Raw genomic sequence first — 24,231 nt, 5'->3', positions numbered from 1 at the left:
GTTCCTGGCGGTGCCGCGGGATCATCCTCGTACCGGGTTGTACTCGGGTGATCCCGCGGTGCCGCCAGGGGCCGCCTGGGCTCGGCTATCGCGAACCGGATCCGAGAAACACGCCCTGGAGCTTAACTCTGCCGAACATGGACGACATCGCCCGCGAAGACGGTGTGCCGCTCGCCACTGTCGAGCAGGAGCTCCAGCTGACCGGCGTCGTCGATCGCGTTCGCGAGGCCGGTGAGCTCGTCGCCGTTCGGCAGCAAAATCCGGACATTCTGCCCCAAAGTGGCACAGTGCAGCCGGTACTCGCCCAGCAGTCCGGCGCTGGCGAGGTCACCCGACGCCGCGCGCCACAACGCCTCGCGCTCAGCGAACGCGGTGAGCAGCCACGCGGCGAGCTCGGTGCGGTCGGTGGTCGTCGCGCCGTTCTCGGCGAGCGAGGTCGGGGCGAGCCCGCCGGGCGCCGGTGAGATCTCCTCGCCGAGCGGCAGCACGTTCAGCCCGATGCCGAGCACGACGGTCGGCTGCTCCCCCGCGACGGCTTCGGACAGGATGCCCGCGCATTTGGCGCTGCCGATCAGGACATCGTTGGGCCACTTGAGCGCCGCGGTGACACCCGCACGGGTGGCGACCTCGCGCACCGCGAGCCCGGCGACCACGGAAAGTGAGCCCAGCGCGGCGAACGGCACGCCGGGGCGCAGCAGCACGCTGAGGTAAATCCCGGTGCCCTTGGGCGAATTCCAGTGCCGCGCCCGCCGCCCGACGCCCGCCGTCTGCTCCTCGGCGATCAGCACGGTGCGGTCAGGCGCACCCTTCGCGGCGGCTTCGCGCAGGTCAGCATTGGTCGATCCGGTGGTCGTGACGACCTCGATCCCGGCGAACCGGCCTGCTAGCTCGGTGCGCAACCTGGCGGCGTCGATTTCACTCATTCGCCCACAATATGAGAGTCCCCCTAACGTGTCGCGTCTTCGGTCGTTGGACAGAGGTGAGCTCTCCTAACCTGGACGCCGTGACAGAGCCAGTGACCCGCGAACAACGATGGGCGCGTGGCGCCGCGACGCGTGGCTTGGTGGCATTGCCATTGGTGGCCGGATTGGTCACCTGCGCGTGGTTGCTCACCGACGAACCGGCGCGGCAACCGGTTGTCGCCGCCGCGCCCGCTCCGGCGAGCACCGCGCCGAGCACGATCGGCGGCGGAGCAGGCCCTTCCGTGCTGGAGGAAACCGCGCCCGTCGCGGCACAGGAGCCCGTCCACAACGGACTGAACGACTGGGCGACGAGCCTGTCCGGCCCGCTGGATCTGCCGGCCGAAGCACTCACCGGCTTCGCCACCGGCGAATTGGTACTGCGCGACGAACAGCCGAATTGCAAACTCTCCTGGGTGACATTGGCTGGTATCGCCAGCGCTTCGCCGGCAGGCGACGCGGCGGGCCCGTTACGCATTTCCACGGCCCAGTGGAAGAAATTCAGCCACCAAGTACCCGGCACGGCGAAACCGAACATCGAAAACGTCCGCGACGCCTCGATCGTCGCGGGCCGCGCGCTCTGCGCGGGCAACGCCGCGCTCGGCGGCGGCGCGGGCTGGTGGAAGGCGATCGCCGCCTACCGGAGCTCGGAGCTCTTCCGCCAGCAGGTGCTCGGCAACGCGCAGATGTTCGCGGCGCTGTCCGTCGACCCCGCCCGCGCGGCCACCCCGTCCACACACGCCGTCCGGTTCGCACTCGGACAGCTGGGCCTGCCGTATGTCTGGGGCGGCAACGGTCCCGAGGCCGGCGCGCCCGGCTTCGACTGCTCAGGCCTGACGAAAGCGTCGTACGACAGCGCGGGCGTCGCGTTGCCGCGCACGGCCGACAGCCAGTTCCGCGCGACCAGGCAGGTGCCGATCGCGGAGGAGCCCAAGCTCGGCGATCTCGTGTTCTACGGGAACCCCGCCACGAACATCCATCACGTCGGCCTGTATCTCGGCAACGGCCTGATGATCAACGCGCCGACCGAGGGCCAGGCCATCCAAATCCATACGTATCACCGAAAAGGCGACGACTACGCGGGAGCCGGGCGCCCGGCGAACTAGCGGGCGGCAGCCTTGCCGAGGCCGCGAGCGACATGTGGCGCCCCAAAGCAAGTTGATCTTCGCGAAACCGGCTTTGCCGGGCCCCTTGTGAAGGGAGCCTTCATCCAACCTGGCGTGGTGAAGGGAGCCTTCACACAACGTCGCGCACACAACGTCGCGAATGTGGTGATCACGCGGACCGGGCAGTGCTGCTTGCGCGGGTGCTGCGCGGAATTGTCGGTGGCTACCTCTACCATTCCGCGAGTGACCGCCTACCACGATGTTGACACATTCGAGCACCTCGACGCTTCGGCTTTGCCGTTGCGCCAGCAGAAGATCCTCGTGACGATCAGGGACTGGGTGGTCCGGCACGGGTATTCGCCGAGCAGCCGCGAAATCGGCGACGCGGTCGGCCTGAAGTCCTCGTCCTCGGTGTCGAAACATCTGGCGGCGCTGGAGGACAAGGGTTTCCTGCGGCGCAGCACCACGATGTCCCGCCCCATCGACGTGCGCGCGTTCCTGGAGCCGTCCACGCGCGAGCCCGACGAGGACTCGGTGAGCGTGCCCGTGGTCGGTGACATCGCGGCCGGAACGCCGATCATGGCCGAGGAACACACCGACGACATGCTCACGCTGCCCCGCGGGCTCACGGGCCGCGGCACCGTTTTCGGCCTGCGCGTGCGTGGCGAGTCGATGATCGACGCCGCCATCTGCGACGGCGACATCGTCGTGGTGCGCCAGCAGTCCGAGGCCCACTCCGGCCAGATCGTCGCCGCGATGATCGACGGCGAGGCCACGGTCAAGGTCTACCGCCGCCGCAACGGCCACGTCTACCTGGAGCCCCGCAACCCCGCGTACGAGGTGATCGACGGCGACGAGGCGGTGATCCTGGGTACCGTCGTCTCGGTGCTTCGCAGCGTCTAACCCCCTGGCCGGGCTACTCGGCTTTCATCGCTCACCGCGCGACTTCTCGCGCGCTGTTTCCCGCATCGAGAAGTAACAGAGCGCGAGCAACCCGGTCACCACGAGACACGCCCCGTACCCCACGGCAGCCGACCAGAACCCGACCGGCCCGGGCGACCTCGCCAGCTCGAAGGTCACGTACCCAACACCGGCCAGGCCGATCAGTCCGTCGACCACCCAGAACGTCTTCCAGTCCGAGGCCATGCACCCAAGGTACCGCCGAATTCGGGGGTCGTGAGTGATACGGCCGGTTCTAACCCGGTTCTAACCGGTCTGAACACTCACGACCCCCGAGCGGAATGAGGGGCACCCCCAGCGCCTCCCAGCCCGTGGCCGCCGCACTCAGGTCACACGGTGGCGAATTCCTTGGCGAAGAAGGACTGCGCCTCGGTCAGCGCCGACGAGTCCTTGAGCACGTCGTCTGGCCTGCTGCCGTTGCCCAGCAGCACGCCGCCCCAGTTCATGCCGAGGTACTCCGCGGACCGCCGGAGCGTGCCGACGAGCGGCTCGGCCTGCTCGGGTCCTTCGGCGAGAACGCTTACGCCCCACAGGGTCTTGCCGCGCATGCGGGCCTTGAAGTCGACGCCGGGCACGTACAGCCAGCCCGACCAGTAATCCAGGTAGAGCTTGACGTCCGCGGACACGGAGTACCAGTAGACCGGGGACGAGATCACGATGTCGGTGGCTTCGAGGGTCGCGTCGAGCAGTTCCTGTTCGTTGCCCGACGGGGTCAGGTAGCGGCGGCCGTCGTGCCGGGCGTCCTGGAAGCGCGGCAGCGGCAGGTCGGACAGGCGCAGCCAGCGCTGGGACGCGTCGACGGGACGGGCGGCCTCGCGGGTGAGCGTCTCGGTGTTACCGCCGGCGCGGGCGCTGCCCAGCAGGAACAGGAACTTGCGGTCGTCGGTCATGGTCTTCTCTCTCCCACCAGATATATGTATGTGCACGCAGATATTGGCACTGCATGTAATCTGGTGTCAAGCACCGTCCAAGGAGGCCGCCGTGACCGACGAGCAGAGCTGGGGCCGCGTCGTCGCGCTGCACAGCCGGGTCGAGCAAGAACTCGCGAAAGCCTTGCAGCGCAAGCACGGACTCGGCCTGTCCGAGTACCGGGCACTCAGCCACCTGACCGTCGCCGAGGGTGGCTGCCTGCGGATGCAGGACCTCGCGGGCGCGATCGGGCTCAACCAGAGCTCCGTCAGCCGCATGGTCGCACGCCTCGAGGACGCCGGGCTGACCGTGCGCGACCTCTGCGAGAACGACCGCCGAGGCGTCTACTCACTGATCACCGAGGAAGGCCGCGAGCGGCAGGCCAAGGCCGAGCCGACCTATCAGGACACACTGCGCGCCGCGCTCGACAAGGCGGCCGCGGACCCCGAACTGAGCGAAGCGGTCGCCGCCATGCGTGGTTGACAGCTCATATGCCTCGCTGGGTATATTACCGCCACGGCATTGACGAGGAGGTCCCAGTGGAACGCGCCACCCTGCACACCGTCGACGAGCGGCCGATGCTGCGCCTGGAACGGAAGCTGGCGCACCCACCGGAGAAGGTCTGGCGCGCGATCACCGATCCGGCCGAACTCAAGCACTGGTTTCCCGCCGCGGTGAAGACCGAGCTCAAAGCGGGCGCGCCGATCGAGTTCACCTTCGAGGGGCAGGATTCGTCCAGCGCGGGCGAGGTGCTCGAGTGCGACCCGCCGAGCCTGTTTTCCTTCTCCTGGAACGAAGATGTGCTGCGCTGGGAGATCTCGCCGGACGGCGACGGCTCGCGCCTGCTGTTCACGCACACCTTCGGCCGCGGCGAACCGGCGATCGCGGCGCTGGCCGCCGGACGCAACGCCGCGGGCTGGGACGTCTGCCTCGCCGCGCTCGAAGCCAGGCTCGACGGCAAAACGGCCGAGCCTCCTGCCGACTGGCTGACGCCGATGGCCGCCTACGTCAGGGAATTCGGGCTCGACGCGGGCGAAGTCGTCGACGGGGTCTTGCGGTTCAGCCGTGACCTGGTGTGGACGCCCCTCGATGAGGTGTGGAACCTGCTCACCTCAGGCGAACTGATCGAGATCGGCGAGATCGTCACCAGCGAGGCGCCGAAGGTGCTCGAATACCGGGCAGGGCCAGGGATCGTGCGATGGGAGTTCACCCATGACCCGCTCGACGGCACGCGCGTCGAAGTCACGCAGACCGGGGTTCCGGACGCGGAGCGGCCTGCCGCTCTGGCGGCTTGGCGTGCCAGGCTCGACCTGTTCTTCGCCGCCACCCACGAGCGGACCGCTAAGTGACGAGCATTTCCGCGCGGCGACCTGGAGCGCGGCGCCGACCAGCGCGGCGACCGCGCGGGAACGTGACTGCTGCGGCCAGGCGATCACCACGGCGATCGGCTCGGCGTCGGCCAGCGGGATGCCGACGAGGTCCTGACGGATGTACGTGAGCGCCGATTCGGGCAGCACCGCGATCGTCCGGCCGAGCGCGATCAGCTGCGTCAGCTGACCGACGTCCTCGACGAGCGGCCCGTTCCCGGAATCCGGCTTGCCACGCCAGCGCGGCAGGGTCTCGCCTTCGAGGTCGGCCAGCCGCACGGTATCGAGGCAAGCCAGCCGGTGATCGCGCGGCACGACCACGACCTGCCCCTCGACCAGCAGATCTTCGGCGTCGAGGCCGGTGAGGTCATTGTGCGGGCGCTGCAGTAGCGCGACGTCGGCGCGGCCGTCGCGCAGCATCGCCTCGCGCTCGAGTGCACTGCAGACCACGTCCACGGGCAGTGCACCCGGCTCACGTTCGTAGGCGGCGAGGATCCCTGGCAGCAGACCGGCGTCGGAGCCCGGCTTCACCGCCAGCACCAGTCGCTGGTCACGGTGACCCACCCGCCGCGCGCGTCGCGCGGCCGTCTCGACCGCCGCCAGCACGGCGCGGCCCTCGTCGAGCAGCACCTCGCCCGCGGGCGTCAGCGAAACCTTGCGGCTACTGCGTTCCAGCAGGACTACGCCGAGTCGCCGTTCGAGCTGGCGGATGGCACGCGACAGCGGCGGCTGAGCCATGCCAAGGCGCTGCGCGGCGCGGCCGAAGTGGAGTTCCTCGGCCACGGCGACGAAATAAGCGAGTTCCCGCGTTTCCAGCCGGGTCATACCTCCAGGGTATCGGCACCGACCCGATCGGTCTTCGCCTTCCCCCGCGTTCCGGTGCTGAACTCGGCGTATGAAAGCACTTGTCACCGGCGCGAACCGGGGAATCGGCTACGCCGTCGCCGCCAGGCTCGGCGCACTGGGCCACACCGTCGTGCTCGGCGCCCGCGACGCGGAACTCGGCGCGAAGGCCGCCGCCGAACTGCGCGCGGCCGGGCACGACGCGCAGCATGTCGCGCTGGACGTCACCGATCAGGCGTCCGTCGACGCCGCGGCCGCCGGGCTCGACCGGCTCGACGTACTGGTCAACAACGCGGGCATCTCGGGTGGGTTCGCTGGGCAGACACCCAGCGAGGCCGACCCCGACCTGGTGCGGAAAGTCTTCGACACCAACGTTTTCGGCATCATCAGGGTGACGAACGCGATGCTCGGGCTGCTGCGCCGGTCGCCGTCGCCGCGCATTGTGAACGTCAGCAGCGGTATCGGCTCGCTGGCCAAGATGAGCGGCTTCGACGGGCCGTTCGCCCGGATACCCGCTTCGGCCGTCTACGCGCCGTCGAAGACCGCGGTGAACTCGCTGACCGTGCAGTACGCCAAGGAACTGCGCGGCATCCTCGTCAACGCCGCCGACCCCGGCGCCTGCGCGACCGGCTTCGCCAAGGGCGTCCCCTACCCGATCACGCGCACGGCCGACGACGGCGCGGCCATCGTGGTCAAGCTGGCGACGCTGCCCGCTGACGGGCCGACCGGTGGCTACTTCAACGACGAGGGCGCCGTGCCCTGGTAGCCCCGATCGTGCCTCCTACCCGGGGATGACGGACGTGAGACCGACGCGCGCGCCCCGTTCCACGGCTACCGTTCGGGACGTGACCGCAGAACCCATGCCACCGTGGCTCGCAGGCAGGCTCGGCCGACCCTGGCTGATCGCGTTCGACCTGGTCGCGACCGCGATCTTGCTGGTGGCCACCGCGGGGAACACCGCGGCGGAGACCTGGGACTTCACGGTATCCGTACCGCGCTGGGTGGCCTGGGTGCTGGCGGCGGCGGTCGTCGTCCCGGTCGCCACCCGGCGCGTGTGGCCCTGGTTCGCTTTCGGGTTCAGCCTGGTGGTCCCGTTCCCGGCGATCCTGGTCGGCGGCCCGGTCTCGGGGCTCGCCAGTGTCGCGATGGCGTTCGCGTTGTATCCGCTCGCGGCCACGCTCCCCCGCCGCCGGTCGCTGACGGCGCTGGGGGTGGCGTTCGCCGTGGTCATCGTGACCAACCTCGTGTTCACGTCACTGGCGACACTCGCCGTGATCACCTTCGGGGCCGCCATGCTGACGCTGGCGTGGACGACGGGGCGCGCGTCGCTCGAACGTCGGGAGTTCGCGACCGAAGCGGCGGAATCCTATGCGCGGCAAGCGGTTTCGGAAGAACGCCTGCGCATCGCCAGGGAGATGCACGACGTCGTCGCGCACAGCATGAGCCTCATCGCGGTCAAGGCGGCCGTCGGCAACCACGTCGCCGCCGAGCAGCCGGAGGAGGCACGCGACGCGTTGCGCGTCATCGAGAACACCAGCCGCGACGCGCTCGCCGAGATGCGGCGCATGCTCGGCGTGCTGCGGTCCGGCGAGGACGCGCCCGAACTCGGCCCGGCGCCGGACGCCTCCAGCCTCGACGGGCTCGCCGAGCGGGCCGCGATGGCCGGGGTCCAGGTGGAGCTGACCGCGTCCGGGGTGGACGATCTTCCCGACGGCGTGGGACTTTCGGTGTACCGGATCGTGCAGGAGGCGTTGACCAACGTGGTGAAGCACGCGGCACCGGCGAGCGCGCGGGTCACCGTCGCCGCCGACGGCGAGTCCGTCACGATCGAGGTGACCGACAACGGCTCGGCCAGGCTGCCTGGCCCGCCTGGGCATGGCTTGATCGGGATGCGGGAGCGCGTGATGGTCTACGACGGCGAGTTCGCGGCGGGCCCTCGCCCCGAAAGTGGCTTTCGGGTCTTCGCCAAGCTCCCCTACGAGGCCGCCCGATGACCCGCGTGCTGATCGCCGACGACCAGGCGTTGCTGCGCGGCAGCTTCCGGGTGCTGGTGGAGAGCGTGCCGGGGCTGACCGTGGTCGGTGAGGCCGCGGACGGGGTCGAAGCCGTGAAACTCGCCCGCTCCGAGCGGCCGGACGTGGTGCTGATGGACATCAGGATGCCCGAGATGGACGGCCTCGAAGCGACCCGCCTGATCTGCGGGAATCCCGAGACGGCCGGCGTCAAGGTGCTGATACTGACCACGTTCGACCTCGACGCGTACGTCTACTCGGCGCTGCGGGCCGGCGCGAGCGGGTTCCTTCTCAAGGACACCCCACCGGCTGAACTCCTGTCCGCCATCGGGGTGATCGCCGCGGGCGACGGCCTGCTCGCGCCGTCGATCACGCGGCGGCTGATCGCGGAGTTCTCGCGCCGCCCGGAGCCGGAGTCCAAACCCTCGCCCGGCCTCGAAGGCGTGACGGCGCGCGAGAAAGAGGTGCTGAGCCTGGTCGCGAAGGGCATGTCCAACACCGAGATCGCGGAATCACTGCACGTCAGCCTCGCCACGGTGAAAACTCACGTCGGCCACCTGCTCGCGAAGCTCAACGGCCGCGACCGCGCCCAGCTGGTGATCGTCGCCTACGAATCCGGCCTGGTCAGGGCTCGTGAGTGAGGTCTTCGGCTCGGGTCAGCGCACGGACTGGCAGGTCACGACCGCCCGGGAGTTGTAAAGGATGCCGTCTCCGGACGGAACGAGGTTGACGGTCGAGTTGGTCGGCCTGCCGTTCTGACTGCGGCATTTGCTGGTCAGGCCGGGGATGTCGGCTTGCGCTTCCGCGTTGGTGGCCCGGTCGGGGCCGGACAACGTCCAGGTGCTCGATTCGGCGGCGGACGCGACCGATGGGCCGCCGACCAGTGCGAGGGCCAACAGGGCGGTCGCGGTGGCCGTGCGTGCCCGCCACGGCCTGCCTGGCTGGTTGTTCACTGCGTCGCGGGACATGCCGGACCTCCAAGTCCAAAAGGCTGTTTTGTGGCCAGTGTAAATAGTCGAAGTCGAATAAAAGGCAGCTTTATCGGTAGGAGGAATTGTTTCCGCTTCTCGCGGAATCGAATCGTCCTAACCAGATCAGCGCGGGGGTCGTGAGTGTTTTCGCCGGTTAGAACCGGCCGCATCACTCACGACACGTGGCCGGTGACCTTTTCCGGCACGACGCGCACCACGACCCGGACCGCGCCTTCCGGGTCGGCGCCCGCGGCCTTGCCGTCGTACTTGAACGAGAGCTTGTCGTCGAGCTCGCGGCCACCCTCTTCGGTGATCGTCGCACGGCCCCGGATCTCGGTGTAGTTCTCCGGGTCGGCGCGCTCCATGATCGTCACGCTCACCCGCGGATCGCGGCGCATGTTGCGGTCCTTGAGGCGGCCCGCGATCGTCGAGAACACCAGGTCATCGCCATCTAGCCCGACCCACATCGCCGAGCTCTGCGGGCTGCCGTCGGCGTTGATCGTGCACAGCGTCGCGTAGTTGGCGCCGTCGACCAGCGCGCGGACGGCGTCGGAAAGCTTGTATCCCCATGGCGATCAAGTTACTCGTCAGTTGTGAGCTTGGCGACGCCGCACGCGAGCGGCCGCCAACGTAGCTAAGCTGCCCGGTCATGAGCAGTGCGACGGAGCCACTCAGTGACGAGCAGCCGGACATCCACACGACCGCCGGCAAGCTGGCGGACCTGTACCGCCGGTACGACGAGGCGGTACACGCGGGTGGGGCGCGCGCGGTCGAGAAACAGCACGCCAAGGGCAAGAAAACGGCGCGCGAGCGGATCGAACTGCTGCTGGACGAGGGCTCGTTCGTCGAACTCGACGAGCTCGCCAGGCACCGCTCGACCAACTTCGGCCAGGAGAAGAACCGGCCGTACGGCGACGGCGTGGTGACGGGCTACGGCACGGTCGACGGGCGTCCCGTGTGCGTCTTCAGCCAGGACGTGACCGTCTTCGGCGGCTCGCTCGGCGAGGTCTACGGCGAGAAGATCGTCAAGGTGATGGACCTGGCGATCAAGACCGGCCGCCCGATCATCGGCATCAACGAGGGCGGCGGCGCGCGCATCCAGGAAGGCGTCGTCTCGCTCGGCCTCTACGGCGAGATCTTCACCCGCAACGTCAAGGCGTCCGGTGTCGTCCCGCAGATCTCGCTGATCATGGGCGCGAACGCGGGCGGGCACGTCTACTCCCCCGCGCTGACCGACTTCGTGGTGATGGTCGACAAGACCTCACAGATGTTCATCACCGGCCCCGATGTGGTGAAAACGGTGACCGGCGAGGACGTCACGTTCGAGGAGCTCGGCGGCGGCCGCACGCACAACACGAAGTCCGGCGTCGCGCACTACCTGGGCGAGAACGACGAGGACGCGATCGCCTACGTCAAGGAACTGCTGTCGTTCCTGCCGTCCAACAACCTTTCCGAGCCGCCGGTCTTCGACTCGACGGAACCGTCCGGCGGCTTCTTCGACGACGTCACCGACTCCGACCGCGAGCTCGACACGATCATCCCGGACTCGCCGAACCAGCCGTACGACATGCACGAGGTCATCAACCGCGTGGTCGACGACGGCGAGTTCCTCGAAGTGCACGAGCTGTTCGCGCCGAACATCCTGGTCGGCTTCGGCCGGGTCGACGGGCACGCGGTCGGCATCGTCGCGAACCAGCCGACGCAGTTCGCCGGCTGCCTCGACATCGACGCGTCCGAGAAGGCCGCGCGGTTCGTGCGCACCTGCGACGCGTTCAACGTGCCGGTGCTGACCTTCGTCGACGTGCCCGGCTTCCTGCCCGGCACCGACCAGGAGTGGAACGGCATCATCCGCCGCGGCGCCAAGCTGATCTACGCCTACGCCGAAGCGACCGTCCCGCTGGTCACCGTCATCACGCGCAAGGCCTACGGCGGCGCGTACGACGTGATGGGCTCGAAGCACCTCGGCGCCGACCTCAATCTCGCGTGGCCGACCGCGCAGGTCGCGGTCATGGGAGCGCAGGGCGCGGCGAACATCGTGCACCGCAAGACACTCGCGAACGCCGCGCAGGAGGGCAAGGACGTCGACGCGCTGCGTGCCGAGCTCATCCAGGAGTACGAAGACACGCTGCTCAACCCGTACGCCGCCGCCGAGCGTGGTTACGTCGATTCGGTGATCGTGCCCGCGCACACCCGCGGTCACGTCGCACGCGCGCTGACTTTGCTGCGTGACAAGCGCGAATCGCTGCCGCCCAAGAAGCACGGCAACATCCCGCTGTGAGGTGCTCATGACCGAACCGCTGCTGCGCGTCGTGCGCGGCAATCCCGACGAGTTCGAGCTGGCCGCGCTGACCGCCGTGGTCGCCGCGGCCGCCTCGACCTGGGCAGCCGTCCCGCGCGCGAAACCCGCACGCACCTCGTGGTGGGGCGACCGCTCGCTGGCGGTCCGCCGCCCGCTGCACCCCGGCGAAGGCGCCTGGCGCGCCTCCGCCCTGCCGAGCTGAGCTACTCCTCGATGGCGCCGCCGACCGCGCGCAGATGCTCGCGGAAGGTGAGCGCCGGGTTTTCCTCGCGCCTGGCCAGATAAGCGTCGAAGCGGACCTGCTCACGCAGTGAAACGCCCGCCCTGATGATCTCGGCTTGGCGGTACTCGATGTCGCGGATGCCTTCTGCCAGCCCGAAAAGCTCCTCGACGCGGTCGCGCGGCACGAAGAGCACGCCGTCGTCGTCGCCGAGCACGAAGTGGTCGCGGGTGACCGTCCACTCGCCGACCCTGGCCGATTCCAGCGCGCCCGCGGGACGGGCGGTGACCGAGAGCGGCCCGGTCGGGATCGAGCCCATGCTGAACACCGGCAGCCCGATCGCGCGGATGTCGGCTGTGTCGCGATGCAGTCCCCAGATCACGATCCCGGTCAGTCCCGCGGTCTGTGCCTCCAGCGCGACCAGGTCACCGACGCAGGCTTCGTCGACGCGGCCGCCGTTGTCCACCACCAGCACATCGCCGGGCGCGGACTCCTCGAACGCTTCCAGGAACGTGTCGACACTCCCCGTGTGCCGGGCGGGCGCGACCGGCCCCAGCAGCCGGGTGCCCGGTTCGACGGCTCGTAGTGACACACAGTGCACCGGGACCTCCGCGCGCACGCACGCGTCGGCCAGATGCGCGGTGGTCAGAGTCGCGAACCGCTCACGAAGCTTGTCCATGCGTGTTCCCTTCAGAGGGCCTTTTCGAACCAGTGCTGGGCGTAGTGCTCGTCGTTGAACGCTTCCACCTCGCGATACCCCGCCGCGAGGTAGAGCCCGATCGCTTCGGTCAGCGTGCCGTTGGTCTCCAGCCGGAGAGTGCGGACCTTGTAGGAAACCGCGTGCGTCTCCAGTTCGGCAAGGAGCCGCCTGCCTAGTCCCAGACCTCGCACGTCCGGCGAGACCCACATCCGCTTCACCTCCGCGAGCTCGCCACGGAACTTGAGCGCGCCGCAGCCGACGGGCTCGCCGTGCAGCCGCGCGACGAGCAGCAGCCCGGACGGGAGCGTGAGTTCCTTGTCCTCGGCGGAAATGCTGCGCGCCGGGTCGAAGCCGCCGGGGAACCTGGCCGCGAGATCCGCGAAGTACGCGTCCAGGCAGAACCGCGCGTCCGGCTGCCGGGGGTCGACGACATCGACGTCGACCATCGACGCGACCAGCAGCCGCTCGACCTCGCCCATGGCCGCGACCAGCCGGTCGCGCTGCTTTTCGTTGAGCGGAGACAGAATCGATGTCGCGAGCTCATCGGAGAGCCGGTCCAGCTGGGCCAGCTCCGCGAGCCCGGCGGGCGTGAGCCGGGCGGTGCGCACGCGTGCGTCCGCCTCGTCTGTCTCGACGACGACGAGTCCCTCGGCCCGCAGCGCACGCAGAAGCCGGCTCAGGTATCCGGAATCGAGGTCGAGCCGGGAGCGCAACGCGCGCAGCTCGCTCGCGCCGGTCCCGATCTCCCAGAGCAGCCGCGACTGGCCGAGCGAGCGTCCGCGTGCGAGGTAGGCGTCATCGAGCGCGCCGATCCGCTGGGTGACGGTCCGGTTGAACCGCCGCACCTGCTCTACCGCGGCCACATCCATGCCTCTGACTTTAGTCAGAGATTCGTCGTCACGTAAAGCGGTCTAGGCGACTACTAGTCGGCGTCGTATAGTCCACGTGGAATAAACGAGCCGGACTCATCCACAGGGAGCATGATCATGGGCGCGCCGAAGCAACGGCTGACTCCGTTGGCGATGGCCATCCTCGAACTGCTGCACGAGCGGCCGATGCACCCATACGAAATAACGCAGATCATGCGTTATCGCCGGGTGGACTATCGCGTCAAACTGCGGCCTGGCTCGCTGTACCACACCGTCGAGCGGCTCGACGGCCAAGGATTCATCGAAGTCGTCGACACCCAGCGCCAGGGCAGGCGCCCCGAGCGCACCGTCTACGGCATGACCGCGCTCGGCCGGGACATCTTCGCCTCGCAGGCACAGGAAATGATCGCCACGCCCGCCGACGAGTACCCGGAATACCCCGTCGCGCTCTCCGCGCTCAGCGAGCTCACGCCCGACGAGGGCCTGTCCCGGCTGAAGATGCGGGTGATGAACCTGAAGGTCAAGATCGCCGCCGACGAAGTGGTCATCAAGCAGGTCACCAGCGACAATCTCCCGCCGCTGTACTGGATCGACTACGCCTATTCGCACCATCAGCGGAAGGCCGAACTGGCCTTCACACAGCAGCTCATCGCAGATTTGGAATCCGGGCGGATGCCATGGCCTGACGAGCCGGAACGGCAGCTGTCCATAGTTAAGGACGAGAACCATGACCAAGCCGGTTAACCCATGGGCCGCGCTTTCCGCGCTGTGCCTGGGTTTCTTCATGATCCTGCTGGACACGACCATCGTGTCCATCGCGATCCCGTCGATGCTGAGAGAACTGAACGCCGGCCTGAACGCCGTCGTCTGGGTGATCAGCGTCTATCTGCTGACCTACGCGGTCCCGATGCTGTTCACCAGCCGCCTCGGCGACCGTTTCGGCCCGAAACGCGTTTTCCTGGCGGGTCTAGTGGTCTTCACCGGCGCTTCGCTCTGGTGTGGACTGTCCGGCACGGTCGAGATGCTGATCGTGGCGCGCGCGGTGCAAGGCCTCGGCGCGGCGTTGATGACACCGCAGACACTCGCGTTCATCACGCACCTCTTCCCGCCCGCGAAACGCGGCCCGGCAATGGGTTTGTGGAGCGCGGTCGCCGGTGTGGCGACGATCGTCGGCCCGCTGCTCGGCGGCGTGCTGGTCGATCACCTCGGCTGGGAATGGATCTTCTTCGTCAACCTGCCGGTCGGCTTGCTGGCACTGGTGCTGACGGTGCTCAAGGTCCCCGACTGGCAGCCGAAGCATTCGCATTCCTTTGACCTGCTGGGAATCCTGCTCTCGGGCGCCGGGCTCTTCTGCCTGGTCTTCGGACTCCAGAACGGCCAGCAGTACGACTGGGGCACCGTGACCGGCCCGATCACGGTCTTCGAGATCATCGGCGCCGGCGTCGTGCTCATGGCGGCTTTCGTTCTGTGGCAACACTTCAACCGCCGCGAACCCTTGCTGCCGCTGAAGGTCTTCGCCAACCGCAACTTCTCGGCAGGCACCCTCACCGCGGTCACGGTCGGCTTCGCGATGACCGGCATGTTCCTGCCGATGGTCATCTACATCCAGTCGGTACTGGACCTCTCCCCGACCAAGGCGGGTCTGCTCACGGCCCCGATGTCGTTGCTGGCAGGCGTTGTCGGCGCCTTCGTCGGCCGTGCCTCCGACAAGTTCAACGGCAAGTACCTGGTGATGATCGGCCTCGCGGGCCTGGCGGCCGGACTCGGCGTCTTCGCGCTGCAGGCCACGGTCACCACCAACCCGTGGGCGCTCGTGCCCGCCTTGCTGGTGTGCGGCATCGGGATCGGGTTCATCTTCGCCCCGATGAGCAACGTGACGATGGGTTCGGTCGAACCGCGACTGGCAGGCACGGCGTCCGGCATCTTCAACACGGCCCGTCAGGTGGGCGGAGTCTTCGGCAGCGCGGCGATCGGCGTGCTGCTCCAGGCCCGGATCTCCGCTGCCATGGCAGAGCACGAATCGCCGCGGGCCGCACTGACCACCGCGGCCAAGGAGACGTTCATCCTGCCTATCGTGGTGCTGCTGCTGGGAATCTTCGCCGCGCTCGCGATGCGTAAGACCGCTCCGCGGCCCAACGCCGCCCCCGCGGTCGAGGTCGCGGCCTGAAAGAGTGAAGGGCTTCCCCTGATCCGGGAGTCGGGACCTGGATCAGGAGAAGCCCTTCTGCCGCGGGAGAGTTAGCGGCGGTAGGAGAGCCCATAGCCGTACGGGAAGAGCGCCTTCTTTCCGTCTCCGACATTGATGGGCTCCTGCGCGAAGCTGGACGGCCAGCTGACCGTCAGCTTGCCGGTCGGCTTGTAGTCGCCGAACAGCACGTCCGAGACGCCCGCGCCTTCGCTGCCCGGCAGCCAGGCCTCGACGAGACCGTTGAACTGGGGCAGTTGCTGTGCGATGTCGAGCGGCCTGCCGGAGACCAGCACGACCACCACCGGAACGCCGGTCGCCTTCAGTTTGGCGATGGTGGCGAGGTCCTCGGCGTCGAGGCTGAGGTCCTTGGGCCGGTCGCCATGTCCTTCGGCGTACGGCGTTTCGCCCACCACGGCGACCGCGACCTGGTAGCTGGAGTCGATTCCGTTACCCGCACGGTCATAGCTCACCGTGGTTCCCTTCCCGGCCTCGGACTTGATGCCGTCGAGGATGGTCGTGCCAGGGATGACCGGGCCGCTCTGGCCCTGCCAGGTCAGCGTCCAGCCACCGCTCTGGTTGCCGATGTCGTTGGCGTTCTTGCCTGCCACGAAGATCTTGTTGTTCTTCTTGTCCAACGGAAGCACGCCGTCGTTCTTGAGCAGCACCTGCGACTCACGCACCGCCTGGCGTGCCAGTTCGCGGTGATCCTTGCTGCCGAAGGTCTTCTGGAACGACCGGTCGGTGTAAGGGTGCTCGAACAGGCCGAGCTCGAACTTCTTCGCGAGGATCCGCTTGTTCGCGTCGTTGATCCGGTCGAGCGTGACGTGCCCGGCGGCGACCTCGTCCTTGAGGAAGCCGATGAACTGCGGCGCGTCCCACGGGACCATGAACATGTCGATGCCCGCGTTGACCGAGAGCCGCACCTCGTCGTGGGTGAAGCCCTCCTGGCCGTCGATCTGGTTGATCGCGTTGTAGTCCGAGATCACGAAGCCGTCGAAGCGGAGTTCCTTCTTCAGCACATCGGTGATCAGGTACCGCTGGGCGTGCATCCTGGTGCCCTGGAAGCTGGAGAACGAGATCATCACCGAGCCGACACCACGTTTGATCGCCGCCTTGAACGGCGGCAGGTGGATCTGGCGCAGCTCGGCCTCGCTGATCACGGTGTTGCCCTGGTCGACACCGTCGAGCGTGCCGCCGTCACCGACGAAGTGCTTGGCCGTCGCGAGCACCGAGCCCTTGCGCTCACCCAAACGCCGTCCCTGCAGGCCCGTGATCGCGGACGAGTTGTCGACGGCGTCGCCGGGGTGCTCGCCGAACGATTCGTAGGTGCGGCCCCAGCGGTCGTCACGCGCGACGCAGAGGCACGGGGCGAAGTCCCACTGCGGACCGGTGCCCGCGACCTCTTCGGCCGTGGCTCGGCCGATCTTCTCGACCAGGTCCGGGTTGTTGGTGGCGCCCAGGCCGATGTTGTGCGGGAAGATCGTTGCGCCGTATACGTTGTTGTGCCCGTGCACGGCGTCGACGCCATAGATCGTCGGGATGCCGAGCGGGGTGCCGACGGCCGCCTTCTGGTAGGCGTCGACCATGTCGGCCCAGCCGGTGGGCGTGTTGGACTCCGGCACCGAACCGCCGCCGGACAGGATCGAGCCGAGCTTGAGGCCCGCGGCCTGAGCCGGGGTGACCGCACCGCGCTCGGCCTGCACCATCTGCCCGATCTTGTCGTCAAGGCTCATCCGCTTCAGCAGATCGTTGACGCGGACCGAAACCGGTAGATGCGGGTTCTTGTAGAGCGGCCCGTAGCTCGCCGACGCGGCGGGGGCCAAGACCGTTCCGGTGAGCAGAACACCGGCGAGCACAGCGGTTTGCGTCGTCCGTATAGACCGTCTGACGCGGAGGCGGGGCGGCATTGGTTCCTCCGAAGTACCTAAAACGGATATGTTGTGCGTCACAACAAACTAACCCCGCGATCGAGTGACATCGGTCACGATTAAGTAACGGCACCGATGACCGGCGGTCCGCGTCATCCGGTGAATGAATCACCGAACCGGCTCGGCTACCTTCTGCGTGTGCGCTTCGTACTGGCTTCCCAGTCCCCCGCCCGGCTCGCCGTCCTGCGCGCGGCCGGCATCGATCCGAGCGTCGTCGTCTCCGGCGTCGACGAGGACGCCATCGCCGCGGCACTGACCGACCCGACGCCGTCGGAAACGGTGACCGCGCTGGCGATGGCGAAGGCCGAAGCGGTCGTCGAAACGGTGCGGGGCACCCATTCCGATGCCGTGATCGTCGCCTGCGATTCGATGCTGTCGATCAACGGCGCATTGGTCGGAAAACCGGGCACGCCGGAGGTCGCCCGTGCCCGCTGGGCAGAAATGGCAGGCCGATCCGGTGAATTGCTGACCGGCCACGCGATCATCCGGCTCGACGGCGGCGAGCGGTCCAAGGAGACCTCCGGCAGCCACATCACGACCGTCCGGTTCGCGGACCCGAGCCCCGCCGAACTCGACGCCTACATCGCGACCGGCGAACCGCTCGTGGTCGCCGGTTCCTTTACGCTGGACGGAATGGGCGGCTGGTTCGTCGAGGGCATCGACGGGGATCCGTCGAGTGTCATCGGCATCAGCCTGCCGCTGACCCGCAAGCTGCTCGCCGAGGTCGGCGTCAGCGTGGTCGACCTCTGGCGACGTCCCACATCCTGAGAGCTGCCCCACACGATCGGGTGATCCGGAAGAGTCCTCAGGCGCCGAACGTTCTTCACGTTCGGCTCTACAGGAAACTTTCAATCACCGGAGCGGCCTCGTGTCCTTCATACGGACCTACACCAAACCCAAGGTGTTCGCCGGAGTCGTACTCGGCTCACTCGTCGTCGGCGCGCTACTCGGCGTGCTCGCCCGCAGCACCGGCTCGGACGGGCTGACCGAGACGCTGAGCCGCATCGGCGACGTGTTCACCACCCTGCTGCAGATCGCGGTGATCCCGCTGGTCTTCACGGCGATCGTGGTCGGCATCAACAGTCTCCGCGGGCTCGGCGGCGGCCGCACGGCGGCCAGGCTGGGCGGCAAGACCTTCCTCTGGTTCGCCATCACGTCGTTCATCGCGTCGGTCATCGGCATCGCGGTCGGGCTGATCTTCAACCCGGGCAGCGGCGGGCTCGGCGCGGGTGTCGCGGCGACGGCGAAGAACGCCGAGAAGGCGGCCAAGAGCCAAGCCAACTGGGGCTCTTGGGACGCCTTCATCGATGGGCTGATCCCGAAGAACTTCTTCACCGCCTTCTCAGAGGGCGAGACGCTCCAGGTGTTGTTCCTCGCCGTGATCATCGGCGCGGCGGCGTACAGCCTCGGCGACAAGGCGAAGACGTTCGTCGACTTCACCACCAGCGCCTTCGAGATCATCCAGCGCTACCTCGGCTGGGTCGTCCGGCTGGCCCCGCTCGGCATCATCGGCCTGATCGGCGCGGCGGTCTCGAACTACGGTGACGCTTTGTTCAAGCCGCTGCTGTCGACCACGGTCGCGGTCTACGTCGGCTGCCTGCTGGTGCTGTTCGTGGTCTACCCGATCCTGCTGCAGTTCGTGGCGAAGGTGAACCCGCTCAAGTTCTTCGCGAAGGCGGGCACCGCGATCCAGTTCGCGTTCGCCTCACAGTCGTCGGCCGCGACGCTGCCGTTGACCCGGCAGTCCGCGGTGAACCTGGGCGTCGACCCCGCCTACGCCTCATTCGCGACGCCACTCGGCAGTGCGACCAAAATGGACGGTTGCGCGGCCGTTTTCCCCGCCATAGGCGCGATCTTCATCGCGAACATCTCGGGTGTGTCGCTCAACATCGGTCAGTACCTGCTGATCATCGTGGTCGCCGTGGTCGGCGCGCTGGCCACCGCGGGCACCACCGGCTGGCTGACCGCGCTCACCCTGACCACCTCGGTGATCGGCCTCGACGCCAAGCAGGTCGCGGTCGGCATCGCGCTGATCTACTCGGTCAACCCGATCATGGACATGATGCGCACGGCCACCAACGTGGCAGGCCAGATCGTGGTCCCGACCATCGTCGCCCGCTCCGAAGGCCTCCTCGACGACGAGGTCCTCAACTCGCCCACCGACACCCCGCTCCACACGGACTCGGGCACCCGCGCCGTCCCGGCACCCGCCTGACCCAGCCAAAAAAATCCCAATGTGGCATTCGTCAGCTCTGGAACCCCCAATGTGGCGTTCGTCAGCTCAGAGCTGACGAACGCCACATTGGGAGGCTGAAACCTGACGAATGCCGCATTGGGATTTTTTCCTCAACCGCAGGCGCCCAGGTCCGAAGTAGACAGTCGGATCGTCGGGTAGCCCCGCATTTGTGACGGCGAGGTGTACTTGCGCTTGGTGCAGCCGATCGAGCGGCCGCCCAGGTCGAACACCTCCGCCACCACAGGCGCGGCCGCGCATTTCGGGGTGTCCTGGGCGGCGGTCGGGCAGTCGTGGCGGACCACGGTGACCTCGGGGGCCGCGGTCCCCGACACGTCGGTCAGCCCGATGTAGTTCGCGTCCGACAGGTAGGCCTGGCTCGCGATCTCCCAGTTCGAGCCGCGGTTCGCCACCACCTCGCCGATCTGCCCGCCGGTCACCGGCCCGCGCACGAGGCACGCGGCGACCGTGCCGCCGAGGCAGCGCAGCGAGTCCTGGGTGAGCTTCACACCCTGCTCGGTGATCGTGAGGTCGACGATCGTGTCCGATGGCGGGACGCCGACGTCGAGTCTCGCCACGGCGCTGTCGGCGCTGGCCAGCAGCGTGACCTTCCCGCCGTTGATCTCCTGCGTGGCGATGGCCTGGCAGGGGGCCGACCCGCACACCGTCGGATCCACGGCGCCGCTCACCGACGGCCCCCGGCTCGGCGACGCGGGCTCCGCCTGGTCGGCGCGCGGGCGCAGCGCGACGACGGCGACGAGCGTGCCGGCGACCACCACCATCGCGACCGCCGCGGTGACCAGCACCGAGCGGGGCGCACGCGACCCGAGTTTGTCCATGAAGCAGAGCGTAAGCGATCTCGCTCAGCGTGCACGTCTATGTTGTCAGTGTGACGAACCCCAGCCTTCCCCCAGTCCTCTTCCTGCCGACCGGCGCGCCCGTTCCCGGCGATTCGGGCACCTCGGCCGAAGCGTCGATCGAGCTGCGCAACACCCCGGACGGCAGCATCGCGCTGGTCGCGTTTTCCACGCTCGCTCAGCTGGTCGACTGCTGCGGCGAAAACCAGCACTGGGTGCGTGTCTCAACCGAGCATCTACCGAAACTCCACGCGCGCCAGCACTATGACCTCATCATGCTTGATTCACCGCTTCCTGAAGGACTCCGCCACTAGGAAGCCCCTGCTATACAGGGACGGCCGGGTGGTCTGTCTCTCACTCCAATGAGGGCTACTCATCGGTAAAGTGCTGGCGGTCAGCGGTGACGACTCGAGGAGGAACGGCGTGAGCGAGCAGGTAGGCGGACCGGTGACCAAGGTGCTCGTCGCCAACCGCGGCGAGATCGCGATCCGGGTGATCAGGGCCGCCAAGGACGCCGGCATCGGCAGCGTCGCCGTGTACGCGGACCCCGATCGCGACGCGCCGCACGTCCGGCTCGCCGACGAGGCCTTCGCGCTGGGCGGGACGACCGCCGCCGAGAGCTACCTCGTCTTCGACAAGATCCTCGACGCCGCCAAGCGCTCCGGCGCCGACGCGCTGCACCCCGGTTACGGCTTCCTCTCCGAAAACGCGGACTTCGCGCAGGCCGTGATCGACGCGGGCATCACCTGGATCGGCCCGAGCCCGCAGTCCATCCGCGACCTCGGCGACAAGGTCACCGCGCGGCACATCGCGCTGCGCGCCGGCGCGCCGCTGGTGCCGGGCACCAAGGACCCGGTCGACGGGCCGGACGAGATCATCGCCTTCGCCGAGGAACACGGCCTGCCGGTCGCGATCAAGGCCGCGTTCGGCGGCGGCGGGCGCGGCCTGAAAGTGGCGCGCACCAAGGAAGAAATCCCCGAGCTGTTCGACTCGGCCGTGCGTGAGGCCATTTCCGCGTTCGGCCGCGGCGAATGCTTCGTCGAGCGCTATCTCGACAAGCCGCGTCACGTCGAAGCCCAGGTTCTCGCCGACCAGCACGGAAATGTCATCGTCGTCGGCACCCGCGACTGTTCTTTGCAGCGCCGCCACCAGAAACTCGTCGAAGAAGCGCCTGCCCCGTTCCTCACCACCGAGCAGCGCGAGCGCATTCACTCCTCCGCCAAGGCGATTTGCAAGGAGGCCGGCTACTTCGGCGCCGGCACGGTCGAATACCTCGTCGCCGTCGACGGCACCATCTCCTTCCTCGAGGTGAACACCCGCCTGCAGGTGGAACACCCGGTTTCCGAGGAGACCACGGGAATCGACCTCGTGCGCGAGATGTTCCGCATCGCACGCGGTGAAAAACTGACCTATACCTCCGATCCCGAGCCGCGCGGTCACTCGATCGAGTTCCGCATCAACGGCGAGGACGCGGGCCGCGGCTTCCTGCCGGCGCCGGGCACGGTCACCAAGTGGATCGCGCCGTCCGGGCCGGGCGTTCGCGTCGACTCGGGTGTCGAGAGCGGCACGGTCATCGGCGGCCAGTTCGACTCGATGCTGGCGAAGCTGATCGTCACCGGCTCCGACCGCCAGAACGCGCTGGAGCGCAGCCGCCGCGCGCTGGACGAGCTCGTCGCCGAGGGCATGGCCACGGTCATCCCGTTCCACCGCGCGATCGTCGACGACCCGGCGTTCATCGGTGACGACAACGGGTTCACCGTGCACACCCGCTGGATCGAGACCGAGTTCGACAACCAGATCCCGCCTTTCGTCGCGACGGACTCGGCCGAAGCCGAGGACGAGGCGCCGCGGCAGAACGTGGTCGTCGAGGTCGGCGGACGCCGTCTCGAGGTCTCGCTGCCCGGCACGCTCAACGTCGAAGGCTCTGGCGGCGGCTCGGCGGTCAAGGCGAAGCCGCGCAAGCGGGCGGGCGGCACCAAGGCAGCGGTCAGCGGCGACGCGGTCGCCGCGCCGATGCAGGGCACCATCGTCAAGGTCGCCGTCGAGGAGGGCCAGCAGGTCGAAGCGGGCGAACTGGTCGTCGTGCTCGAGGCGATGAAGATGGAAAACCCGGTCACCGCACACAAAGCGGGCACCGTGACCGGACTTTCCGTCGAGGTCGGCGCCGCGGTGACCCAAGGGACCGTGCTTTTGGAACTGAAGGACTGAAAAGCTCCTACACTGGGCTGGTGAACGAAGTCCCGTCACCGCAGCTGCGCATCAGCGACCCCGAACGCGAGGCCGCGCTCCAGGCGCTGGGCGAGCACATGAGTGTCGGCCGGATCGACCTGGACGAGTACGGCGAGCGCTCGGCTCAGGTCACCACCGCGAAAACGCGGGGCGACCTCGCCGCGATCTTCGAGGATCTCCCCCAGCCTCACCCGAGGCTGGGGGAACAGCAGCCTGCGCCGTCGTCGGCCACGGCGGTCCAGCCCGTCGCGCAGCCGGGCCAGCCGATCGCGTGGACCGACCGGCCGCTGAACCAGCGGCTCGTCGCGGGCATCATCCCGGTGCTGTTCCTCGCGGCGATCGTGCTGACGGTGACACTCGGCGCGTGGTGGACGTTCTTCATCCCGATGGCCGCGACCGGCTTCGGCAAGGCGGTGTGGGGCGCGGACTGGGAGCAGGACCAGAAGCGGCACCGCGACCGGCGGCACGAGTTGCGGCATGACCGGCATGAACTCCGGGACCAACGCCGCGAGCGCCGTAGGGAACTGGGCCACTGAACCCTAGGATCTCGGGGTGAGCGCGGACCGATCGAACATGCGCCTCAGCGACGCTGAGCGCCAGGACGCCATGGACGTGCTCAGCGAGCACGTGCGCACCGGGCGTCTCGACATCGACGAATACGGAACCCGGTCCGCGAAGGTCACCCAGGCCAAGACCGTCCGCGAGCTCGAGCCATTGTTCGACGACCTCCCGGCGCCGCGTCCCGGCGTGCTGGTGCGCGGCGCGGTCACCGAACCGGCGCCGGCGGCCCCGGTGAAGTGGCTGAACATGGGCTTGGTGCCGATCGCCGCGGGCCTCGCGGTCGGCGTCTTCCTGCTCACCCGCGGCGCCGCCGGATTCTTCGTGCTCCTGATCCCGCTCATCCTGCTCGTCCTGATGTCCCGGCGCCGATAGGGTCGCTCCGTGGAACCGGTCGAGATCAACGCGGGCACGTACTACCTCCGGCAGCTCAGAGCCGACCGGCTCATGGACGACCGCCCCGCGCTCATCGAGTGCTTCGCCGACCCGGTACACCGGCAGTACGTCCTGAACTACCGCCTGCGCACCCTCGACGAGGCGACCGAATACGTCGCGCTGCGCACGGCACAGTGGGCGGGCGACGAGCGCTGCTCATGGGCGATCGCGGAGCCGACCACAGGCGCCTTGCTGGGCGAGGTCGGCTTGAAGGACCTCGACCTGGACACCGGTCTCGCCGAAGCGGCGGTCTGGGTCTCCGCCGGCGCTCGCGGAAAAGGCATCGCCACCGTCGCGCTGGAAGCCGCGCTGCGCTTCGGTTTCGGTGCACTGGACCTGCGCGAAGTCGCCTACCGCTACGAGGAGTCCAACACCGCTTCGGGTGCCGTCGCCAAACGGTGCGGCTTCACGCTCATCGGCCCCGAACCGGACCTGGCACCCACCGGCGCCCGCCTCATCCGCTGGATCAAGCGCCCCTGAGCCTGGGAAAAAAATCCCAATGTGGCGTTCGTCAGCTGTGGAACCCCCAATGTGGCGTTCGTCAGCTCTGGAACCCCCAATGTGGCGTTCGTCAGCTCAGAGCTGACG

At 68.2% G+C, this 24,231-nt stretch carries 26 protein-coding genes and 2 pseudogenes; 18 read left to right on the top strand and 10 right to left on the bottom strand.

Translation table 11 applies throughout. The features are described 5' to 3' along the window. Window positions 1–122 precede the first annotated feature (122 nt). Window positions 123–923 carry a biotin--[acetyl-CoA-carboxylase] ligase gene (locus tag ACFV15_RS40980; protein WP_378357938.1) on the bottom strand — a complete coding sequence of 267 codons (801 nt, stop codon included), beginning with the start codon at window positions 921–923 and terminating at the stop codon, window positions 123–125. A gap of 56 nt (window positions 924–979) precedes the next feature. Here ACFV15_RS40980 and ACFV15_RS40975 point away from each other — a divergent pair, with 56 nt between their 5' ends. Both ACFV15_RS40975 and lexA read left to right on the top strand, forming a co-directional pair. Further along, window positions 980–2,065: a C40 family peptidase gene (locus ACFV15_RS40975; protein ID WP_378357937.1), complete on the top strand. Its 1,086-nt coding sequence runs from the start codon at window positions 980–982 to the stop codon at window positions 2,063–2,065. A 243-nt stretch (window positions 2,066–2,308) separates the two neighbouring features. Further along, window positions 2,309–2,968, top strand: a complete 660-nt coding sequence (gene lexA, locus ACFV15_RS40970; RefSeq protein WP_378357936.1) for a transcriptional repressor LexA — start codon at window positions 2,309–2,311, stop codon at window positions 2,966–2,968. Window positions 2,969–2,992: 24 nt separating this feature from the next. Here lexA and ACFV15_RS40965 read toward each other — a convergent pair whose 3' ends face one another. Together ACFV15_RS40965 and ACFV15_RS40960 are read right to left on the bottom strand one after the other, a co-directional pair. Further along, window positions 2,993–3,211 carry a hypothetical protein gene (locus ACFV15_RS40965; protein WP_378357934.1) on the bottom strand — a complete coding sequence of 73 codons (219 nt, stop codon included), beginning with the start codon at window positions 3,209–3,211 and terminating at the stop codon, window positions 2,993–2,995. A gap of 143 nt (window positions 3,212–3,354) precedes the next feature. Beyond that, on the bottom strand, window positions 3,355–3,915 hold the full coding sequence (locus ACFV15_RS40960) for a flavodoxin family protein (protein ID WP_378357932.1): 561 nt from the start codon (window positions 3,913–3,915) through the stop codon (window positions 3,355–3,357). A 91-nt stretch (window positions 3,916–4,006) separates the two neighbouring features. On the opposite strand from ACFV15_RS40960, the gene ACFV15_RS40955 reads away from it, so the two are divergent. Both ACFV15_RS40955 and ACFV15_RS40950 read left to right on the top strand, forming a co-directional pair. After that, the gene (locus ACFV15_RS40955; protein WP_378357930.1) at window positions 4,007–4,417 is read left to right on the top strand and encodes a MarR family winged helix-turn-helix transcriptional regulator; all 411 of its coding nucleotides are present in this window, start codon (window positions 4,007–4,009) and stop codon (window positions 4,415–4,417) included. Between the two features lie 56 nt (window positions 4,418–4,473). Then, on the top strand, window positions 4,474–5,283 hold the full coding sequence (locus ACFV15_RS40950) for an SRPBCC family protein (protein WP_378357929.1): 810 nt from the start codon (window positions 4,474–4,476) through the stop codon (window positions 5,281–5,283). A 30-nt stretch (window positions 5,284–5,313) separates the two neighbouring features. Here the strand turns inward: ACFV15_RS40950 and ACFV15_RS40945 are convergent. Then, a pseudogene (locus ACFV15_RS40945) lies at window positions 5,314–6,126 on the bottom strand (LysR family transcriptional regulator); the annotation flags it as partial. Window positions 6,127–6,196: 70 nt separating this feature from the next. Here ACFV15_RS40945 and ACFV15_RS40940 point away from each other — a divergent pair. The 3 genes from ACFV15_RS40940 (at window position 6,197) to ACFV15_RS40930 (ending at window position 8,797) form a co-directional block, all read left to right on the top strand. Continuing rightward, window positions 6,197–6,910 (top strand): SDR family NAD(P)-dependent oxidoreductase, encoded by a 714-nt coding sequence (locus ACFV15_RS40940; protein WP_378357927.1) that lies wholly within the window; start codon window positions 6,197–6,199, stop codon window positions 6,908–6,910. A gap of 79 nt (window positions 6,911–6,989) precedes the next feature. Beyond that, complete coding sequence (locus ACFV15_RS40935) at window positions 6,990–8,138, top strand: sensor histidine kinase (RefSeq protein WP_378357925.1); 1,149 nt, start codon at window positions 6,990–6,992, stop codon at window positions 8,136–8,138. Beyond that, the gene (locus ACFV15_RS40930; RefSeq protein ID WP_378357924.1) at window positions 8,135–8,797 is read left to right on the top strand and encodes a response regulator; all 663 of its coding nucleotides are present in this window, start codon (window positions 8,135–8,137) and stop codon (window positions 8,795–8,797) included. The genes ACFV15_RS40935 and ACFV15_RS40930 overlap by 4 nt, the downstream gene beginning before the upstream one ends. A gap of 15 nt (window positions 8,798–8,812) precedes the next feature. Here ACFV15_RS40930 and ACFV15_RS40925 read toward each other — a convergent pair whose 3' ends face one another. Both ACFV15_RS40925 and ACFV15_RS40920 read right to left on the bottom strand, forming a co-directional pair. Then, window positions 8,813–9,124: a hypothetical protein gene (locus ACFV15_RS40925; protein WP_378357922.1), complete on the bottom strand. Its 312-nt coding sequence runs from the start codon at window positions 9,122–9,124 to the stop codon at window positions 8,813–8,815. Between the two features lie 176 nt (window positions 9,125–9,300). Next, window positions 9,301–9,672: pseudogene (locus ACFV15_RS40920) on the bottom strand (PPOX class F420-dependent oxidoreductase); the annotation flags it as partial. A gap of 104 nt (window positions 9,673–9,776) precedes the next feature. Here ACFV15_RS40920 and ACFV15_RS40915 point away from each other — a divergent pair. Both ACFV15_RS40915 and ACFV15_RS40910 read left to right on the top strand, forming a co-directional pair. Continuing rightward, window positions 9,777–11,405, top strand: a complete 1,629-nt coding sequence (locus ACFV15_RS40915; protein ID WP_378357920.1) for an acyl-CoA carboxylase subunit beta — start codon at window positions 9,777–9,779, stop codon at window positions 11,403–11,405. Window positions 11,406–11,412: 7 nt separating this feature from the next. After that, the gene (locus ACFV15_RS40910) at window positions 11,413–11,628 is read left to right on the top strand and encodes an acyl-CoA carboxylase subunit epsilon (protein ID WP_378357918.1); all 216 of its coding nucleotides are present in this window, start codon (window positions 11,413–11,415) and stop codon (window positions 11,626–11,628) included. Between the two features lies 1 nt (window position 11,629). On the opposite strand, the gene ACFV15_RS40905 is transcribed toward ACFV15_RS40910, so the two are convergent. Beyond that, a complete protein-coding gene (locus tag ACFV15_RS40905; protein WP_378357917.1) occupies window positions 11,630–12,325 on the bottom strand; it encodes an RraA family protein in 696 nt (231 codons plus the stop codon). Window positions 12,326–12,336: 11 nt separating this feature from the next. Then, window positions 12,337–13,215 carry a GNAT family N-acetyltransferase gene (locus ACFV15_RS40900; protein WP_378357915.1) on the bottom strand — a complete coding sequence of 293 codons (879 nt, stop codon included), beginning with the start codon at window positions 13,213–13,215 and terminating at the stop codon, window positions 12,337–12,339. A gap of 117 nt (window positions 13,216–13,332) precedes the next feature. On the opposite strand from ACFV15_RS40900, the gene ACFV15_RS40895 reads away from it, so the two are divergent. Together ACFV15_RS40895 and ACFV15_RS40890 are read left to right on the top strand one after the other, a co-directional pair. Further along, window positions 13,333–13,959, top strand: coding sequence for a PadR family transcriptional regulator (locus tag ACFV15_RS40895; RefSeq protein ID WP_378357913.1), 627 nt, complete (start codon window positions 13,333–13,335; stop codon window positions 13,957–13,959). Then, on the top strand, window positions 13,943–15,382 hold the full coding sequence (locus ACFV15_RS40890) for a DHA2 family efflux MFS transporter permease subunit (RefSeq protein WP_378357911.1): 1,440 nt from the start codon (window positions 13,943–13,945) through the stop codon (window positions 15,380–15,382). Before ACFV15_RS40895 ends, ACFV15_RS40890 begins: the two co-directional genes overlap by 17 nt. Before the next feature lie 71 nt (window positions 15,383–15,453). On the opposite strand, the gene ACFV15_RS40885 is transcribed toward ACFV15_RS40890, so the two are convergent. Next, window positions 15,454–17,259 (bottom strand): glycoside hydrolase family 3 protein, encoded by a 1,806-nt coding sequence (locus ACFV15_RS40885; RefSeq protein WP_378357910.1) that lies wholly within the window; start codon window positions 17,257–17,259, stop codon window positions 15,454–15,456. Window positions 17,260–17,469: 210 nt separating this feature from the next. Between ACFV15_RS40885 and ACFV15_RS40880 the strand changes: the two genes are divergently transcribed. Beyond that, a complete protein-coding gene (locus ACFV15_RS40880; protein WP_378357908.1) occupies window positions 17,470–18,099 on the top strand; it encodes a Maf family protein in 630 nt (209 codons plus the stop codon). A gap of 100 nt (window positions 18,100–18,199) precedes the next feature. Continuing rightward, entirely contained in the window at window positions 18,200–19,546 is a 1,347-nt protein-coding gene (locus ACFV15_RS40875; RefSeq protein WP_378357906.1) for a dicarboxylate/amino acid:cation symporter, read from the top strand. Between the two features lie 131 nt (window positions 19,547–19,677). Here ACFV15_RS40875 and ACFV15_RS40870 read toward each other — a convergent pair whose 3' ends face one another. Beyond that, window positions 19,678–20,403 (bottom strand): hypothetical protein, encoded by a 726-nt coding sequence (locus ACFV15_RS40870; protein WP_378357904.1) that lies wholly within the window; start codon window positions 20,401–20,403, stop codon window positions 19,678–19,680. A 50-nt stretch (window positions 20,404–20,453) separates the two neighbouring features. On the opposite strand from ACFV15_RS40870, the gene ACFV15_RS40865 reads away from it, so the two are divergent. From ACFV15_RS40865 to ACFV15_RS40845, 5 genes are all read left to right on the top strand, one after another. Beyond that, window positions 20,454–20,735 (top strand): SAV_915 family protein, encoded by a 282-nt coding sequence (locus ACFV15_RS40865; protein ID WP_378357903.1) that lies wholly within the window; start codon window positions 20,454–20,456, stop codon window positions 20,733–20,735. 109 nt (window positions 20,736–20,844) lie between these two features. After that, on the top strand, window positions 20,845–22,629 hold the full coding sequence (locus tag ACFV15_RS40860) for an acetyl/propionyl/methylcrotonyl-CoA carboxylase subunit alpha (RefSeq protein WP_378357901.1): 1,785 nt from the start codon (window positions 20,845–20,847) through the stop codon (window positions 22,627–22,629). 20 nt (window positions 22,630–22,649) lie between these two features. After that, window positions 22,650–23,186 carry a DUF1707 domain-containing protein gene (locus ACFV15_RS40855; protein WP_378357899.1) on the top strand — a complete coding sequence of 179 codons (537 nt, stop codon included), beginning with the start codon at window positions 22,650–22,652 and terminating at the stop codon, window positions 23,184–23,186. Window positions 23,187–23,223: 37 nt separating this feature from the next. Beyond that, window positions 23,224–23,583, top strand: coding sequence for a DUF1707 domain-containing protein (locus tag ACFV15_RS40850; protein WP_378357939.1), 360 nt, complete (start codon window positions 23,224–23,226; stop codon window positions 23,581–23,583). A gap of 9 nt (window positions 23,584–23,592) precedes the next feature. Continuing rightward, window positions 23,593–24,123 (top strand): GNAT family N-acetyltransferase, encoded by a 531-nt coding sequence (locus ACFV15_RS40845; protein ID WP_378357897.1) that lies wholly within the window; start codon window positions 23,593–23,595, stop codon window positions 24,121–24,123. Window positions 24,124–24,231 lie beyond the last annotated feature (108 nt).

This window comes from Amycolatopsis sp. NPDC059657 (assembly GCF_042734395.1).
Taxonomy (GTDB): domain Bacteria; phylum Actinomycetota; class Actinomycetes; order Mycobacteriales; family Pseudonocardiaceae; genus Amycolatopsis.
The sequence above is the reverse complement of the archived record's forward strand: the minus strand, read 5'-3'. Positions and strand labels throughout refer to the sequence as shown.

Bases quoted from the DNA above. Each gene is read 5' to 3' on its own strand.
- ACFV15_RS40980 (WP_378357938.1), bottom strand. From the start codon at position 923: ATGAGTGAAATCGACGCCGCCAGGTTGCGCACCGAGCTAGCAGGCCGG.
- ACFV15_RS40965 (WP_378357934.1), bottom strand. From the start codon at position 3,211: ATGGCCTCGGACTGGAAGACGTTCTGGGTGGTCGACGGACTGATCGGC.
- ACFV15_RS40960 (WP_378357932.1), bottom strand. From the start codon at position 3,915: ATGACCGACGACCGCAAGTTCCTGTTCCTGCTGGGCAGCGCCCGCGCC.
- ACFV15_RS40940 (WP_378357927.1), top strand. From the start codon at position 6,197: ATGAAAGCACTTGTCACCGGCGCGAACCGGGGAATCGGCTACGCCGTC.
- ACFV15_RS40930 (WP_378357924.1), top strand. From the start codon at position 8,135: ATGACCCGCGTGCTGATCGCCGACGACCAGGCGTTGCTGCGCGGCAGC.
- ACFV15_RS40925 (WP_378357922.1), bottom strand. From the start codon at position 9,124: ATGTCCCGCGACGCAGTGAACAACCAGCCAGGCAGGCCGTGGCGGGCA.
- ACFV15_RS40915 (WP_378357920.1), top strand. From the start codon at position 9,777: ATGAGCAGTGCGACGGAGCCACTCAGTGACGAGCAGCCGGACATCCAC.
- ACFV15_RS40910 (WP_378357918.1), top strand. From the start codon at position 11,413: ATGACCGAACCGCTGCTGCGCGTCGTGCGCGGCAATCCCGACGAGTTC.
- ACFV15_RS40905 (WP_378357917.1), bottom strand. From the start codon at position 12,325: ATGGACAAGCTTCGTGAGCGGTTCGCGACTCTGACCACCGCGCATCTG.
- ACFV15_RS40900 (WP_378357915.1), bottom strand. From the start codon at position 13,215: ATGGATGTGGCCGCGGTAGAGCAGGTGCGGCGGTTCAACCGGACCGTC.
- ACFV15_RS40895 (WP_378357913.1), top strand. From the start codon at position 13,333: ATGGGCGCGCCGAAGCAACGGCTGACTCCGTTGGCGATGGCCATCCTC.
- ACFV15_RS40890 (WP_378357911.1), top strand. From the start codon at position 13,943: ATGACCAAGCCGGTTAACCCATGGGCCGCGCTTTCCGCGCTGTGCCTG.
- ACFV15_RS40870 (WP_378357904.1), bottom strand. From the start codon at position 20,403: ATGGACAAACTCGGGTCGCGTGCGCCCCGCTCGGTGCTGGTCACCGCG.
- ACFV15_RS40850 (WP_378357939.1), top strand. From the start codon at position 23,224: ATGCGCCTCAGCGACGCTGAGCGCCAGGACGCCATGGACGTGCTCAGC.